Annotated in this window: 13 protein-coding genes; 7 read left to right on the top strand and 6 right to left on the bottom strand. The window is 65.0% G+C overall.

Going from position 1 to position 15,038, the window contains the following annotated elements; translation table 11 throughout:
- Positions 1–307: 307 nt before the first annotated feature.
- Entirely contained in the window at positions 308–613 is a 306-nt protein-coding gene (locus VH567_RS11295) for an ArsR/SmtB family transcription factor (protein WP_423326126.1), read from the bottom strand.
- 184 nt (positions 614–797) lie between these two features.
- Here VH567_RS11295 and VH567_RS11290 point away from each other — a divergent pair, with 184 nt between their 5' ends.
- The 3 genes from VH567_RS11290 (at position 798) to VH567_RS11280 (ending at position 3,210) form a co-directional block, all read left to right on the top strand.
- A complete protein-coding gene (locus tag VH567_RS11290) occupies positions 798–1,559 on the top strand; it encodes a hypothetical protein (RefSeq protein ID WP_423326124.1) in 762 nt (253 codons plus the stop codon).
- A complete protein-coding gene (locus VH567_RS11285) occupies positions 1,556–2,455 on the top strand; it encodes a 3'-5' exonuclease (protein ID WP_423326122.1) in 900 nt (299 codons plus the stop codon). The genes VH567_RS11290 and VH567_RS11285 overlap by 4 nt, the downstream gene beginning before the upstream one ends.
- A gap of 68 nt (positions 2,456–2,523) precedes the next feature.
- Complete coding sequence (locus VH567_RS11280; protein ID WP_423326120.1) at positions 2,524–3,210, top strand: hypothetical protein; 687 nt, start codon at positions 2,524–2,526, stop codon at positions 3,208–3,210.
- Positions 3,211–3,471: 261 nt separating this feature from the next.
- Here VH567_RS11280 and VH567_RS11275 read toward each other — a convergent pair whose 3' ends face one another.
- Entirely contained in the window at positions 3,472–6,042 is a 2,571-nt protein-coding gene (locus VH567_RS11275; protein WP_423326118.1) for an AAA family ATPase, read from the bottom strand.
- A gap of 545 nt (positions 6,043–6,587) precedes the next feature.
- Positions 6,588–7,115 (bottom strand): hypothetical protein, encoded by a 528-nt coding sequence (locus tag VH567_RS11270; RefSeq protein ID WP_423326116.1) that lies wholly within the window; start codon positions 7,113–7,115, stop codon positions 6,588–6,590.
- 300 nt (positions 7,116–7,415) lie between these two features.
- On the opposite strand from VH567_RS11270, the gene VH567_RS11265 reads away from it, so the two are divergent.
- Both VH567_RS11265 and VH567_RS11260 read left to right on the top strand, forming a co-directional pair.
- Positions 7,416–7,667: a hypothetical protein gene (locus tag VH567_RS11265; RefSeq protein ID WP_423326114.1), complete on the top strand. Its 252-nt coding sequence runs from the start codon at positions 7,416–7,418 to the stop codon at positions 7,665–7,667.
- Positions 7,664–8,002 (top strand): hypothetical protein, encoded by a 339-nt coding sequence (locus VH567_RS11260; protein ID WP_423326112.1) that lies wholly within the window; start codon positions 7,664–7,666, stop codon positions 8,000–8,002. The genes VH567_RS11265 and VH567_RS11260 overlap by 4 nt, the downstream gene beginning before the upstream one ends.
- 116 nt (positions 8,003–8,118) lie before the next feature.
- On the opposite strand, the gene VH567_RS11255 is transcribed toward VH567_RS11260, so the two are convergent.
- On the bottom strand, positions 8,119–8,577 hold the full coding sequence (locus tag VH567_RS11255) for a hypothetical protein (RefSeq protein ID WP_423326110.1): 459 nt from the start codon (positions 8,575–8,577) through the stop codon (positions 8,119–8,121).
- Positions 8,578–8,580: 3 nt separating this feature from the next.
- Positions 8,581–8,916 carry a hypothetical protein gene (locus tag VH567_RS11250; RefSeq protein ID WP_423326109.1) on the bottom strand — a complete coding sequence of 112 codons (336 nt, stop codon included), beginning with the start codon at positions 8,914–8,916 and terminating at the stop codon, positions 8,581–8,583.
- A 384-nt stretch (positions 8,917–9,300) separates the two neighbouring features.
- Between VH567_RS11250 and VH567_RS11245 the strand changes: the two genes are divergently transcribed.
- Positions 9,301–9,858 carry a hypothetical protein gene (locus tag VH567_RS11245; protein WP_423326107.1) on the top strand — a complete coding sequence of 186 codons (558 nt, stop codon included), beginning with the start codon at positions 9,301–9,303 and terminating at the stop codon, positions 9,856–9,858.
- 915 nt (positions 9,859–10,773) lie between these two features.
- Entirely contained in the window at positions 10,774–11,661 is an 888-nt protein-coding gene (locus VH567_RS11240; RefSeq protein ID WP_423326105.1) for a hypothetical protein, read from the top strand.
- A 1,229-nt stretch (positions 11,662–12,890) separates the two neighbouring features.
- Here VH567_RS11240 and VH567_RS11235 read toward each other — a convergent pair.
- Positions 12,891–15,023: a topoisomerase DNA-binding C4 zinc finger domain-containing protein gene (locus VH567_RS11235; RefSeq protein WP_423326103.1), complete on the bottom strand. Its 2,133-nt coding sequence runs from the start codon at positions 15,021–15,023 to the stop codon at positions 12,891–12,893.
- Between the last annotated feature and the right edge of the window lie 15 nt (positions 15,024–15,038).

Below are 15,038 nucleotides of genomic sequence, written 5' to 3'. Positions count from 1 at the left end.
GGATCTCCACGCCTCAGGAATGCTGCAAGGTCCTCCACGGGTCGTTGGACGTGGTGGTCGGGGGCGAGCTCCAGCGAAACGAACCTGGCATATGCCGCAACCGCATCGTCGGTTCTACCCGCGACATGAAGTCCCAGCACGAGCCGTCCCTCGATTGACTCGCCGGGGGGCGGCGCGACCACGGTCCTGCAGAACGAGTCCGCGGTGACCCGTCCGAAGCCATCCGGGTCCGCTTGGGACGGGTTCGGTCGGGCGACGGCCGACACTCGTCGGTTCGCCGGGCTGGACGATGACGGTCCGTCCGGCCTCAGGAACGAGAGCCTCCGGCCCCCGCCCTGGCCCCGAGCTCCAGCAGATGGTCGCCGAGCGCGACCACGACGTCGGCGACGGCGGTGTAGGTGACGGAGCGTCCGTTCTTCGTGGAGACGATGGCCCCGGCCTTGCTGAGCACCGCCAGATGCGAACTCATGAGATTGCGCGGAACCCCGACGGCATCGGCTATGTCGCTCGATCCAATTCCCGCCGGCCCGGCATCGAGGAGCAGCACGAAGACCCTCATCCTGGTCGATTGGGCCAACGCGCTCATGACCGTCAGGGCTTCCGCTTCTTCCATGCGGTACGATGTAGTCCGCTGCCGCCGCCGGTACAATGAGATTCAAGATCTATTGATGCAAGATTATTTGATTCAACAAATCTTGTATTATAGTTAATGGACGTTATGTTGGGGGCGTCCGGTCAGCACCGCCCACCGGACGAACCGGATACCGAGCAGCATCAGGCGGTCGGGAGTACGAACAATGCAGATCAACGCAATCTCGCGCGCCACGATGGATACGGTCGAAGCGGCGCTGCCGCCGTTCATGATCGACCCGCTGGACCATGACGAAGCGGACGACGGGATCGTCGTGACGACCACCCGCGGCCTGATCCGGCTGGCGCTGGTCGCGGCCGACACCGCGGCCAGGTTCGAGCGCGAAGCGGTCGGTCACGATCCCGTCGCCTGGATGATCGCTCCGCGCGCGCTCTTCGGGGGGCGCTCGGCGATCGAGGCATGCATGGCGCGCGAGGACTGCCTCCGGGCGGTGCTGCTCCACGGTCTCTCCATCGGTCTCGACGCCGACCCGATGACCCTCGATGCCCTGATGGCCGACGACGACGAGGACGAGGGGGAGGACGAGTCGTTCAACGGTGCGGACTCTCCGCACGCTCCGCACGAGGAGGACCGCGACGACTTCGATCATCCCGGGAGGACGGACGAGGAGCGCCCCAGGCTGTGGACGTCCTTCCTCGTCGACGAGCGCGCGGGCGGCACGATCCAGGCGTTCGACGCGGTCGTCGCCGAGGATCGGGCAGAGGCGGAGACGCGGCTGCGTGCTCGCCACGGCCCGGCGATCGCCGAGGCGATCGAGATCACGGAGGGCTTCGACCCGAACTCGCCCATGGCCGAGGCGCTTGTCTCGCCCGCCGTCGCGGACATGCTCGAACAGGTCGCGGCCGACCCCGGCTCGCCGCTCGCCAAGGGCCTGTCCGTCTACATCGAGCAGAGGTTCGCGGCGTGAGCGACGTCGTGGCCCTGGGTTCGCCGGCAGCGATGGAGGCGATGGCGTCGCTCGTCGACCGCGACCACGACTTCCGCGTCCTGCGCCGGATGCCGCCGATGCGCAGGAACGTCGTTCGGGGCGTCCGGACCGGCATGCTGGCGGGGTGCGCCGTCCACGTCGAGACGACGGGCGGCCGCCTTGCGGACGACGCGATCATAGAACTCGCGCTCCAGCGCTTCTGGGCCGATGCGGATGGACGGATCGTCATGACCGGCCGTCCGCATCACTGGCTGGAGGATCCGGGGCGTCCGCTCCCGCCGGAGGTGACCCGGATGACGGGGCTCGCCGACCCCGACCTGGTCGGACGCAGCATCATGGACCCCGTGGCAGCATCCCTCATCGCCGACGCGGACTTCGTCGTCGCAAGCGACGCGTCGTTCGATCGCCCCTTCATCGAGCGACGGTTGCCGCTCGTCGCGGGACGCCCCTGGGTCTGCACGACGTGCGACGTGGAGTGGAAGGCCAACGGCTTCACGATCGGGGGCCTGCCGCACCTGCTTACGCAGATAGGCCTGTTCTACGATCCGCACCGGGCTTCGACCGAGGTCACCGCGCTCCTGCACCTCCTGGACCATCCCCTGCCGTTCGGCGGAACCGTGCTGAAGGCGGCGGTTGAAGCCGCAGCGAGGCCGACGTGGGCGATCGACGCCGTGGGCGCCCCTTCCGGGACGGCAGACCTTCTCGAGGGGCGGGGATACCTGTGGAACCCCGTCGGACGGCACTGGTCGAAGGAGGTGTCCGCCGCGGCGTTCGACGACGAATACGAATGGATCGTCGTGCGGGTCTACGGCGGTACGGCGAAGCCCAGGTTCCGGTCCATGACCTGGTGCGAGCGCCATGCGGCGGACGGTTGAGAGGAGGACGGCGTCATGTTCCGTGTGATCGACGCACGGAACGAACCAACGAGAGGAGGTCATTCACGATGATGCACGAACACGATCCCGACGAAGCGCCGAAGCGAGCGGCCCCGTTCGTTCCGATGCTGCGAGACGACGTCACGGAGGACTTCCTGGGCGTCGTCCTCGTCCGCAACCATGCGGACAAGGACGGCGAGATCGAGCCGGGCCTGCCGGTATGGATGCTCGAGACGGCCTTCGCCGAGGACGCGCGCGAGCGCTACGAATGGATGCTCACCCGCCCGGAACGCTGGGCCGTCTGGGCGCGGCTGGCCCCAATCGTGGGCCCCGAGATGCTGACGCTCATGATGGAGGACGAGCAGGACGACGACGTCCGCCTCGCGTCTGAACTGCGCGAACAGGCCGATCGCCTCGCAAGGGAGGCGCGTACCGTGACGGCCGTGCCGACGGAGGCCGCCGGACGGCCCTGCGTGACGCTGGTCCGGGGCAGCGAGACCGAGCCGTTCCTCGTCATCGCGTTCGACGAACCGGTGGAACGCGACAGGCTGTGGGACTGGATCCGGTGGCAGCCGCACCGCTATCGCGGCTGGCGCATGCTGTGGGACGACAAGGGACCTGCCGCCCTCAGGCGCCACATCGTCCGATCGATGCTCGAGGACGAACATCGCGTCAGGGAGGCGGGTCAGGCTCTCGGCGGCCCCCGCCCGCTCCGCCTGTGGCGCGGTGGCAGGGATCCCCGCCCAGCGTCGTGACCCGTCCCGCCAGCGGGCTTTCGGCAAGGACGCCACGCGGGTCGGGTTCTTCGGCGGACGCGCGGCCATCGGGCCCCGCCTCGGAACCGATCCGATGCCCGATCGGCCCAACCGTCGAGGAGCCGAGCCGGATGAGGTCTGATCGACGTAGGGCGACGACGTCCGGGCCGCCCCGGAGTGACACGGACGTCGGCCACATCAGAACGGATCATCCGGGTGATCAGCCGCGTGGCGAATTCCGGCTTCGGCGTCGGGTCGGACCTAGCCGACCGCCGCCTTTGGCGGAGCACCGGCGAGCGCCTTGCGGCGATCCTCGGCCGTCCTGTTGGATTTCGTCTTGGCGGTCCTGAAGCTCGTGAGTTCGTCCAGATCCGCCTGCATCTGCGCCTTGTCGGGCGTGTCGACCTGCCGCCCCGCGGCCTGGTCGTGTCCCGAATGCTCGGATGCGCGGGACATCGCCCGGTGGACCAGCATGAAGTCGTCGTCGCTGACGTCCACGCCGCCCAGGCGCAACGTGCCGACGTTCGAGCCGAAGCGGCGGACGACGTCGTTGAGGACGATCTCCTCGACCGCGCGTTCCCACGTTTCGCGCAGGGCAGCGTAGAATCCCGTGCACCTGCGTCCATAATCGTCGGTGGAGACGGCGAGACCGTCGGGGATGTCCTCGATCATGGCCCCGAGCGTCTGCTCGCGCTCCTTCACCTTGCGAGCGATCCACGGCGCGTCGCCCACCGTCACGATCCCGAACTCCCCGTTGCCACCCTGCTGGATGACACAGGGCAGCGCAGGGACCTGGATGGTCCGATCGACGCAGGCGAGCATGAGCTCGTGATAGAAGACGAGGTTGTGCGTGAAGACGATGATCTGCCGTCCCTTCGCCGCCTCGTCCACGAGTCGGCGCGCGGCGCGCCTCACGCGACCGTGATCGAGGCTGGTGACCGGGTCGTCCAGAATGATGCCCGACCTCCTGCCCGCGACGTGCGACTCCGCCAGGAAGCAGGCCAGGCTGAGCGCACGCTGCTCGCCCTCGCTCAGAACGCGCGACTTCCTCGCCTTCCTCGCCGTGGCGAGGGCTACCTCGAAGAAGCTCGTGCCCTTGGAGGTCTCGTCCGCGAATTGGAGGGGAATGTGCGTCAGTGCGAAGTTCTTGATCTCCTCGTCGATCCGGGTCCTCAGCCCGGGCGTGGTAAGCTCCTTCCGCAGCGACGTCATGAGACGCGACAAGGGTCCCGTGTTGAGCGCGGCCTCGCACCGCGTCCACGCGTGGATGCGCCTCAGTTCGCTGCAGCGGGCGACGAGCTCGTCGACCTGACCGTTCATCTGCCTGCGATCGGTGAGCTCCGCGATCCTGGCCATCGCCGCCGCGGTACGGTCGTCACCCGATCGAAGTCCGGCGGCGTGCTCGGTCAGCTTCGCCGCCCAAGTGCGCAGGTCGGCAACGGGAGAGGCGGGAAGCGCCTCGAGGTCGGCGAGGCGGGCGTCATCGAACTGGCGGAGCCGCTCGTCGCGACGTGCGGTCATGCCCGAACCGAAGGCGAGCACGCGTTCCACCAGTGCCTCCGCCGGTGCGCCCTGCGTCGCCGCCTCCCCCAGCAGAGTGCGAAGCTCGTCCCCGGTCTTGAAGGAGAGGGTCCGCAGCGTCGCGACGCGCTTCGCGAGCGCGCGGGCGGCGAGCTCTGCCGCCTGCGTCGCACGCCCTTCGACATAGGCGTCGAACGCGGCCAGTCGGGCGGTGGCTTCCTCACCCAGCGGCTGCTGACAGAGCGGGCACGGATCGCCGGCGACGAACGGCTCTGCCATCGCACGCACCCCGGCCTCGGCAGCGAACCGTCGGGCGATCCCGAACAGTTCGCGCCAGGTGTCCGAGCCCGTGCCCCCGATCGGCTGCGAGCCCATCCGTTCGGCCGCTAGCGCATCGGCAACGGCCCGCGTCGCTCGTCTGGCCTCCAGGAGCCCTCCGTCCTGAGAGACCGCATCGTCAGAAAGGGGCGTCGCGGTCGCCTCGACGGCGGTGGCGACGGTCAGGCACGAGCTCGCGATCCGATCGCAGAGGGCGGCTGTCGCTGCGGGGCCCCGTAACAACTCGGCCTGGAGGCCGGTCAGCTCCGCTTCGTCGTCCGGGCTCCAAGTCGCGGCGTCGCGGAGCGCCTGTTCGGTGGGAAGGTTTGCCTCCGACGTGGCGACCTGAAGCCGCGCGACGAGCGCCGCGGCGTTCGTGCCCGGAGCGAAGCGGCCGCCGAACGATCCCGCGCATCTCCTGCTCGCCTCGTCTATCCATCCGCGGAAGCGGGCGGCCCCCGTCTGGTAGAGGTCCGCGAGCCGCCCCACGCAGGCCGCCTCCGGTGGCATGTAGAGGATGTCGCTCTTGCCGTTCACGTAGACGCGCAGGTTGTCGGTATCGAGCAGCGTGACGCCGCCGAGGACCGCCGGCTTCGGTTCGCCCTCGTCCCAGATCGCGGTGACGGCGTCGCCGTCGCCGATCCCATAGCTGTAGGTGATGGATTTGGGTGGCGCGACGCCCCCGGCGAAGACGTCTCCCTCGAGCGGCGCGTCCTCGCGCACGCAGGTCAGCTGTCGTAGCGCGCGCGTATAGCCGCTCTTGCCGGACCCATTGTCGCCGAAGACGATGGTGATGCCGTTCAGCGCGAATTGCAGGACCTGCTCGGCGGCCAGCCTGTCCAGACCCCGCAGTGGGCCGATCGAACGAAGGACGACATCGTCCGGGCTGGCGCCGACGGCGACGACGCTCTCCTCGTTGAAGGGCTGACAGGGGTGCTCGCCTTCGAAGACCAAGCCGTGCGTCAGCCCGATCCGGCAGACGAGCGCATCCACATCCGCAGCAATGTCCCCCGAACACGAGGCCGCTCGCTGCATCGCATCCTTGGCCCAGGCCGGCTGGCCTGCGCACCAATCCGCAAGTTTACCCACAAGCGCGTCCCCCCGACACCGGCATCCGCCAGCGCCCGAACCGTAGCACCGACCTTGCACGCTTCACCAGTCGCCCGTGTCGATAGTTCGTCGGAATACTCAGAATTCGGGTCAATCCGCGCCGATGAGACGATCTCTTGTAAGAATAAGTCCAAGCAATCGGACTGATCCTGTTCGACATCGCCGACATACCATATCGCCGAGGATGGATGTCACTGGCCGACAGCAATAGAGACATCATCGACTGATCGATCAATATTCGGAGGATGTTCAGTCGCTTGCCGCCTACCAAAGAAAAAAGAAGTTTGAAATTCCCGACGTTGCGAACATCGTCATCGCCGCTGACCACCGTTGAGACCCGGGCCCAATCAGGTTCGGTTCGGTTCGGTACGAATGCGACCGCTCGCGCGGTATCCGGTCCGATCCCGGTGAACGCTCGATTCCGTCGTTCATGCGCCGCGTATCGAAGCCCGGACCTGCCCCAGTCGGGAACAGAGATCACGGGAAGCGGCCGCGACGGTCGAGCGCCGGACTTCGGCTTCGGCCTCGGTGAACACTTGGACGAATCGCGCGAGCCTGCGCGTTCTCAGGACCGCGACCCGGAGGATGACGGTCCAGCATCCCCGCCGGTCGAGCGTGACGTGCCCCACGCCGTGACACAGCGTGCTTCGGAAATCGTCATGCTCCCGGAACCGTTCGAGGGCCGCGTAGGCCGGACGGCCCTCCGACTCGAACGGACAGCCGGGGCCGATCATCGCCTGCAGCGCATCCAGCCGCTGACCGACGAGGTGCGGCAACCGCACGAGGATGCCCCTGTCCTGTACCTCGGCGAGGACCGCGAGGCATTCGGTCGTCGCCGCCTCGGCTCGGACGAATGCATCGATGCATGCCCCGCGCCATTCGTTCACCCTGGCAGTGGCCTGGTTGAACGGTTCGGGCGACAGATCCGATGCGGACACGGGGGAGAAGGCGTTCACCCGTTCGCCTTGGCACGCACTCGTTTAGAAACCGTGTCGGCACGACGACCGGCGACGGCCCGTTAGATCGGGCAGGACCGGTTCGGGGTCGTATCGGGCCGCGTTCGGTCGGGACCGGTCCTGCTCGACGCGCCTCCGCGACGCGCTACCGTACTGCGGTCGATGCGCAACCGCTGCGGCTACGTAGGGCCCTTCCGATGCAGCCGCGACGGACGGACGGACCGAAGACGACCCGCCGCCGGTCGAGACGGAAGGGACGCCGCATTGCTTCGGTCCGCGATCGCTGACATCCTTCGTCCCATGGATACAGCCCCCCCGAAGCACCTCCGCCGCTCATCGGCACGCGAACGAACCTCCATCACGATCGAGGTCGGACCGGATCAGCTCGCGGCTATCGACGACTGGATCGAGGAGGACGGTGCACGCTTCGACCGGTCGGAGGCCGTTCGCGCCCTGGTGGACCACGCGCTGGGCCGGACGGTGGCATCGAGGGGCGTGCGACTGCTTCCGCCGCGCCTGCGGTCGCTCGACGACGTCGACGCTTCCGAATGAGCGACGGATCGCAGGCCTCGTCCCGTCATTCGGATCCCACCCTGCTCGGGCTCGCACGGCTGGACGCGACGCTGCACGGCGCTGCATCCGCACAGGAACGCGAGGAATGGTGGCATCTCGTCGAGAGGACGCAGTCGTCCATCGACGGGGACCCCAAAGCGGGGAAGGCCGACCTGAACGCCATGAAGCGTCTGCGCGACAGCGTCACGGAGGTTCACAGCGCGCTGCGTGATGGGCTTCATCCCGACTATTCCGGAGCGAGGAGTGTGGTATTCGGCGTGCAGCGCCTTCTCGAGGCCCGCACCACCGGAATCGACGGCTTTCCTCTGCGCTGACGACGGGACGCGCTCGGGCCCTCCACGGTCCGTTGACACGGGGCGCAGACCGCGATGGTTCGAGCGACGCCGACGCGCGCGATGGACGCGAAGCCGAGCTGCGGTGCTTCACGCGATCACTCGGGCGGCTTGCCGATCACGCTGCGGTCGCGCATGATACGGTGCGACCTCGCCGTCAGTACGCCGAGGATCCGTTGGACTCCCCAGAAAACGCCGGCGGTCACCGCCTGAGGCCATTCGCTCTTCAGCCACCGATCGATGCGGAAGCCGGACGCGACGAGACCGACGACGAAGGTGGCGACCGCCCACCACATCGATAGACGGGCGGCGAGATACACGCCGTCGACGATCCAGAGCCGGAAGCGCGACGCGGCGGGATTCCATACCGCCCAGCAGAACAGCGCGAGAGGGGCGACCGCCGCCGCGGCGTACGCATGTTCCGGATCCAGATTGGCCGCGACGAGCCGATACGCGAGGTATCCGGTGCCCGCGAGGACGGCCGCGGCCCCCACGGCCCGGAAGAACCCGATCCTGGCGAGCGCGTCGCCGAGGACGATGCCGACGAGGTAGGGCATGGATCAGAACGCCGCCCTGGTCTTCTTCGGCACGAGACGGTCGGCCTCCGCCATCACCGCGGCGTCGTCCGCCTTCTCGGCGCGCATGCCGCGCGTGCCGTTGATCACGACCGACGTCGTCATGTCGATGATCACCGTCGGCCCCTCGCTGAAGACCATGCCGTCGCCGCAACGGTAGCCGGCGTCGCACCACGAACCGCGCAGGTCGGTACCCACGGTCCGTCGACCGTACTTCGCGGTCAGCTGACGCCTCAGCGCAGGCAGGTCGACCGTCCGGCCATCGATGCTCAGGCCGTACCCGTCGACGATGCTGCCGGTCCGCACCTGTGCGAAGGTCACCGTCAGCCCCTCGCCGTTCGACCCCCTGCAGTCGAGCTGTATCGTCCCGGTCGTGTAGGGCCGCGATCCGCGAGCCCCGGTGCGCGACTTCACCTCCGCGGCGACCCGCGTCGCGAAGTCCGCCTCGTTGCCGAAGGACCTGCAGTGTGGATCGGCGTCGAAAGTGCGACCCCGGTCAATTTCGACAAGCCTTTAAAACTGTGTAGAAGTTTAACCTTGGCTGGGGTCCCGATCGGCGCACGAACATCAGCAGCACTTTATGGCGCGAGTGGAGCGCATTGACGGTGAGATAGGGTACAGGTTGGCCAGTTTGGCAGCGGAGTGGGATGGCAAACGTCCGGAAGAAATAATGACGGAATGGCCGACAGAATCTAAGCAGGTAGCATGACGCACGTAACCACAACGCCTGAAGCAATTACTCCATTTGTGGTCGAGTGCGCGGGCAAGCTGAGCGAAGAGCCGCCACGGTATGTGGAGTATGTGGCGTATCCGCGAACTATGGAGTCCATGTGCTTTGAGAACGTGGACCGGATGATCAAGCTGCATGGCGGCAAGCGGATCATGGGTTGGCTGCTCTGGGAATGGCCGGGTGTTATGATCGACGCCGAACACCATGCCGTTTGGAAGAAGGCTGATGGCACTTGGGAGGATGTGACGCCCAAGCAGGACGGCGAGACTCGGATCGTATTCGTGAGGGACGACGTTGCACTCTACGACAACAACAGAAGCCAGTTGAACAGGAAGTTCGCCGCAAGGGGCAACACACTGGCACGTGAGTACATTGCGCTAAGGCAGGAAGCTGAGAAGGTCTGGAACAAGCATCGTCAGACTGGTGTGTATGCGATACCCGCTGCTGACCTAGAGATGCTGCAGTTCAGAGACGGTAAAGCGCAACGAAAATGGAACCGGCTGCTGGCACGGTACGGTCCGCAATCTGCCTGACAAGCTGCTACGTGCTATGGAAGGCAACCGGAAGAACTGTGGCCAGAAAGACGCTATTGGGTTGGAAAAAACTCTGGAGCGCCGCTTTTAAATGACGACCTTTTGATGGCTGGTATCATTGCAGTTTAATGGAATTTGGTACCTTCGGACCCCTGCAGAGGACCAGGGGCGGCAAGACGGTGGTACCAAGAGAAGCGCCCCTGGTCCTCTGCAGGGGGCCGAGCGACGTTCTCGGAGATTTTTTCTTGACAGTATTGTGGAAGTTCCGCTTCCGACTATCTGTCTTTCTGGCGTTCATTCTGCCCGATATCCTTAAACATTTCTTGGTCAGTAGCATATTAGCCTCGCTGGGTATCAGTACCTAGTGATCCGTTCTGCACCATGAATACTACCAAAGTACTGATAGCCGTCCAAGTAAAGTCTCAAGTCTAACCAAAATATATCGAGGGGCCAGCGGTATTAAGTCATTACTGATTGTAGTGCTGCTGGCGATGCTTGTGTGGTTTGGAGCGGCTATCGTGCGGCTTGAGAACGCCCGCTATGCAGCAAGTCTGGGAATGTGTGACCGGTACACCGGGTTGTCGATGCATCGGCGCGGACCCTGCTTGGACGCTATCAAGACCCGTACAAGCTGGACGTACAATCTGCTGTATGGCTTGCGGGTGATCTAGGGGCCGTTTTCAGCCAGTCTGCTAGAATTTCTGGAGTCCAGTCTTGGAATGGTCTTGTAGAAATCGTCAGTTTCCCCCGGCCGAGATTTCTAGCACAGTCTGATGCCGCCCTGTTGGCGACGTGTGCGCTTGGCTTTCAACCGAAACACCGGGGGAAACCATGAAAACCCGAATGATCTTAATGGGTTTGAGCCTTAGCGGCTGTACATCAAGCCTAATTAGCAACGGGGTAGACACCTCACAATTGCATCCCAAGGATGTCATTCCATTCAGTGTCATCGTTCAAAATATACGCTGCGACGTCCTAGAGTTTCTTAAGGAGGACAAGTACAACAAAGCGTTTAGTATTGGTGGGACCGTGGCAGCGCACGTGGTGAATGGGGTTAAATCGGAGGATGGCTTAAATGCCACAATTCCCATCGCTACAAGTCTCAGCGTTGGGCTTGGCAGCAAGCGATCGGCTGCTCAAACGTACGGCATGCTGCAGAAGCAAGCCGTCGTGATTTTCAAGGACGATACACCAACAGAGATTGATTGTTCAAACAATCGGCAGCGGACGTTCAAGAGCCGCTATGGTGATCTCAGACTAAATGGGCCCTTGTTGAACCTAAAAGGCATCGCGGAGCAGTATCAGGCGATCCGGCCAGCGGATGGAAAGCCAAGAAGCCCACGGATGTACATACCGGGATTTAGACTCACTGGGAGCATCGTGCTGGTAAAACAATCGAGTAGCAGCGCGGAGATTACTGTTTACGTCCTTGGCGCAAAGGCATCGAACGAGCTTTCTTCGACGTATCAAATAGACTTTGATTTTGCGACAAATTACGGACCTCTAGTGGCCGAGTACGAGCCGCCAACTCCGAAAGCCCCTTCGCCAAATGTCGTGTATGTGATCCAAGCTACGGAGCCTCCCGCCGCTCGGCGAACGGCTGGTGCCCCCAATCCTGATCCGACGCCGCCCATTTACGATCCCGGCCCTTATTATCGCAAGGTACTTGGGTCGTTCACAGACACTGAGGTCGAACGAGCCGCTGAGCAGAAGCGGCTACAAGCCATTTTGGATGCTGCCATGAACCCAGACAAGCCGAAGGAGCCGGTCGCGCCGTTCCCTAATCCTCAGGCGCGAAAATAGAAATCCTGCGACTGCTGGGGCCGTGATAGGGAGGGGCGTATGCCCCATTTCGATGGCGTATTACAACACCAACACACCTGCTGATAGGCTAATCGGGGACTGGTGACTGGCCTAATCACTACCCACGCAACGGGTAGTAGGAGGCAGCCGATGCGTTACCATGTGAAGCATTACGTTAACGGGCAAGAGACCGCAGTCGTTACCGAGATCGATGTTCCTCTCCAGATGGTCAAGGACAACGCAAAGAACGCGATTGATCTGGGTACAGCGGACCGCGTGGAGGTACGAGACGAGCAGGGTGTGCTGACATATCAGTGGCCGCGGACTCTCAGCCCGGCTTGAAACTGCCTCCCTGTGAGGGTCTATGAGCCCGTCGCGCTACCCAGTAGCTAGCAATGCCCACTTGACCCTGTGCGACCCATCCGCGGGCCTCAGTGATTATGATGAGGCTCATATGACAGCCCGGTAGATACAAGACCTACCGGGCTGTTTGTATGCTTGCGACCCACGCTATGGTTGTGCAGTCACATGAGCTGTAGAGCAACAAGTCTTTCTGGCTATCAGTCGTGCCGGTCAGCGTCAGGATCGATGATCTCGCCATTAATCGTTGAAGGTGGCAACTGACTTCCATACATCCACTGAGGAGCGTTGATAGTCACAGTACCTGACTGGTCAACTTGCAAACTATCGCCCCATGCCTTCCGGTTAGAGCGAGCCGCGATTCATTTGATGTTGTCACTTAGCAGCTTGGCCCTCGCGTCACTGTGGATCGGCGTCGAAAGTGCGACCCCGGTCAATTTCGACAAGCCTTTGAAACTGTGTAGAAGTTTAATCTTGGCTGGGGTCCCGATCGGCGCCGATCGGGACTCTGGCATACCCAAACCTTTCGTGAGATTACAGCTAGTTAGGTAGCGTGGAGTCTCACTTTCGACGCTGATCCACACGATGGGACCATGCCTATCAGCCGCGATTCCGCACGATCTACAGTCCCATCCCGCCGATCCTGGTTGGCGTTCAGATGATCCGCGACTGCCGTGCCGATTGCGACGCGCGTCAATCGATCGCCGATGCGGACACGGCTTCACCGAGACAACTCACGTCTCCTGCAACGATCTCGTCACCCTGCGTCGCCGGCGGTCCCCCGCGCAGTCAGCTCGGATCGGCCCCCACCACTCGATCGCCGGGAACGAGCTCGTGCCAAGCGAAGCGTCGCAGGAGCGCGCCGGGCCTCAGATGGCCCTCGTTCCGTTGCACCTCGGGTACGCCGCACAGCCCAGGAAGCGCTTCCCCGGATTTCGCCCCTTGCGTGCCGTTCTGACCGTCATACGCCCTCCGCATGCGGGGCAGGGCGGCGGCTGCGCGTTCGGACCGGCCGAAGGCGTCAGCGATGCGGCATGCGGAGGGGGAACCGGAACCGCACGCGGCTGGGGCGGTGCCGGTGGCGGACTGGGAGGAACCACCTTCGGCACGGGAACCCGCAACGCCCGCAGATCCGCCAGCGCCTGCTGCCGTTCTGCATGCAGGCGAGCCACGACGGGGTCGACGACGTCCTTGCGCGTGGCCACGTTCGCAGCCACCGATCCCAGATCCGCAGCCCCCCGCAGCAGCCTGACCCGGTGCGCGGCGGCCCTGTCCGCGGCGCCCTGTCTGATCCGACGCAGATCGTCGGTCTCCCTCGGCGAGTGCTGGGCGCGGTACACGAACCGGGCGGTCAGGTTCCGGCGCCATTCCAGCAGCGGCCTCGCGGTGACGGGGCCGAACCCCGGCACGGCCTCTATCCGTGCCGCCACGACGTCCGCCGCGGTGTCGATTCCGTAGGACGCGAGCCCGGCCAGCTTCGCCGGCCCCACCCCCCGGATGGCCGCCCGTCTTATCGGGTAGGTCTCCAGGAAGTCGTGCAGCTGCGCGTCGCGGCGGTTCGTCTCGTACTCGGCGGTGAGGCGGGCCACGTCCTGCGGCAGCGCGATCAGGTCCGCACGGGCTTCGTCGAGCGAGGCCCTGAGGCGGCCGGCCTCCTCGAACCCGATCCTCCGTCGCCAATCGGAGAGCGCCCCCTGGAACGCCGTCTCCGCCCTGACGTACCGGTCGGCGAACCGCGAAGGCGGCCGGCCCTTCTCGAACGCCGCAACCAGTCCGAACCAAGCCATGGGCACGTAGACGATCCAGAGTATCGGCTTGCCGACCAGGACGGCGATCGCCGCCAGTAGCAGGACCACGCCGACGCCGCGGCCCTTCCAGAGCTCACGGCGGAAGGTCGCGACGTCGTCGCTCGGATCGGCGGCGACCGATGGCAGCTGCGGCTGCATCGCGGCGGGGTCCGGTAGGCGCACCGCCTCGATGGCCGCCCAGACACGACCGAGATTGAACCCGGCGGCACCCGGATCGGGAACATCCCCTCCGCCGCCCAGGGTGAACGACGGGAGGAACAGCAGAATGCCGATCTGCTGCTCCATCCTGCACCAGACGCAGGCCCCCGTCGCGCCGGGGTGATGGTGGACGTCGTTCGTGGCGCATCGGAGGAGACCGCCTTCGAACTCCTTCAGGATCGCGACCCATTGCGCCGCGGTCGGACGAGGCGCCGGACCCGCAGCGAACGCGGCCTCGAACGCGGCGCGGACCGGCGCCGGAAAGTCCGCGAGACGTGCGGTGCCGGGCGGCGGCGACATGCCGACGTCGCGAAGCGTCGAGTAGGCGAAGCGCCGCTCCGAAATGGCGCGCTCGATGGGCATGTCTCCACCGGAGTAGCGTCCCACGTACGGATGCCTGCCCATGAACAGCAGTTGGAACAGGACGACGGCCAGTCCGAACGCGTCGTGATCGGTCGTCCGCACGATGCCGCCGAGACTGCGGCCCTGCAGCTCGGGCGGCGTGTATTCCGGGACCCCGACGCGGCAGAGATGGTTCGGTCCGAACTGGAAGCTGTCCGCGTCGATCAGCGCCGCCACCGCCTTCTCGGAGATCAGGACGCCGGAATGGTTGATGTCGCCGATGACGGCACCCAGGTCGTGGACCTTGGCGACGCCCTTCGCGATGTTGAGCGCCGCCCTCACGGTGAAACGGTAGTCGGCCTTCGGGAAATGGATCTTACGCGAGCCCGGTGAATAGAGTTCGTGCAGCGAGGTGTGCCCCTTCACCAGCCGCATGACGAACCCGGCGAAGCGGCCGTCGCCCGTCGTGACGACGGCTTCGGGGAACGCGATCAGGTCCGATCCGTCCGACAGCCTCCTCGCGACCATGGCGCGCACCTTAGCCTCGCGCTCGGCATCGGGCGTACCGTAGACCTTCACGGCCCGATCGGGATCGTCGGCTAGCGCATAGACCTCGCCCTCCCCGCCTCTGCCGATCATCTTCCCCAGCCGCATGGGCCGTCCGTCGGT

It is taken from the genome of Sphingomonas sp. 4RDLI-65, from assembly GCF_049472435.1.
GTDB lineage: Bacteria > Pseudomonadota > Alphaproteobacteria > Sphingomonadales > Sphingomonadaceae > Sphingomonas.
This window is presented reverse-complemented; position numbering and strand designations above follow the sequence as displayed.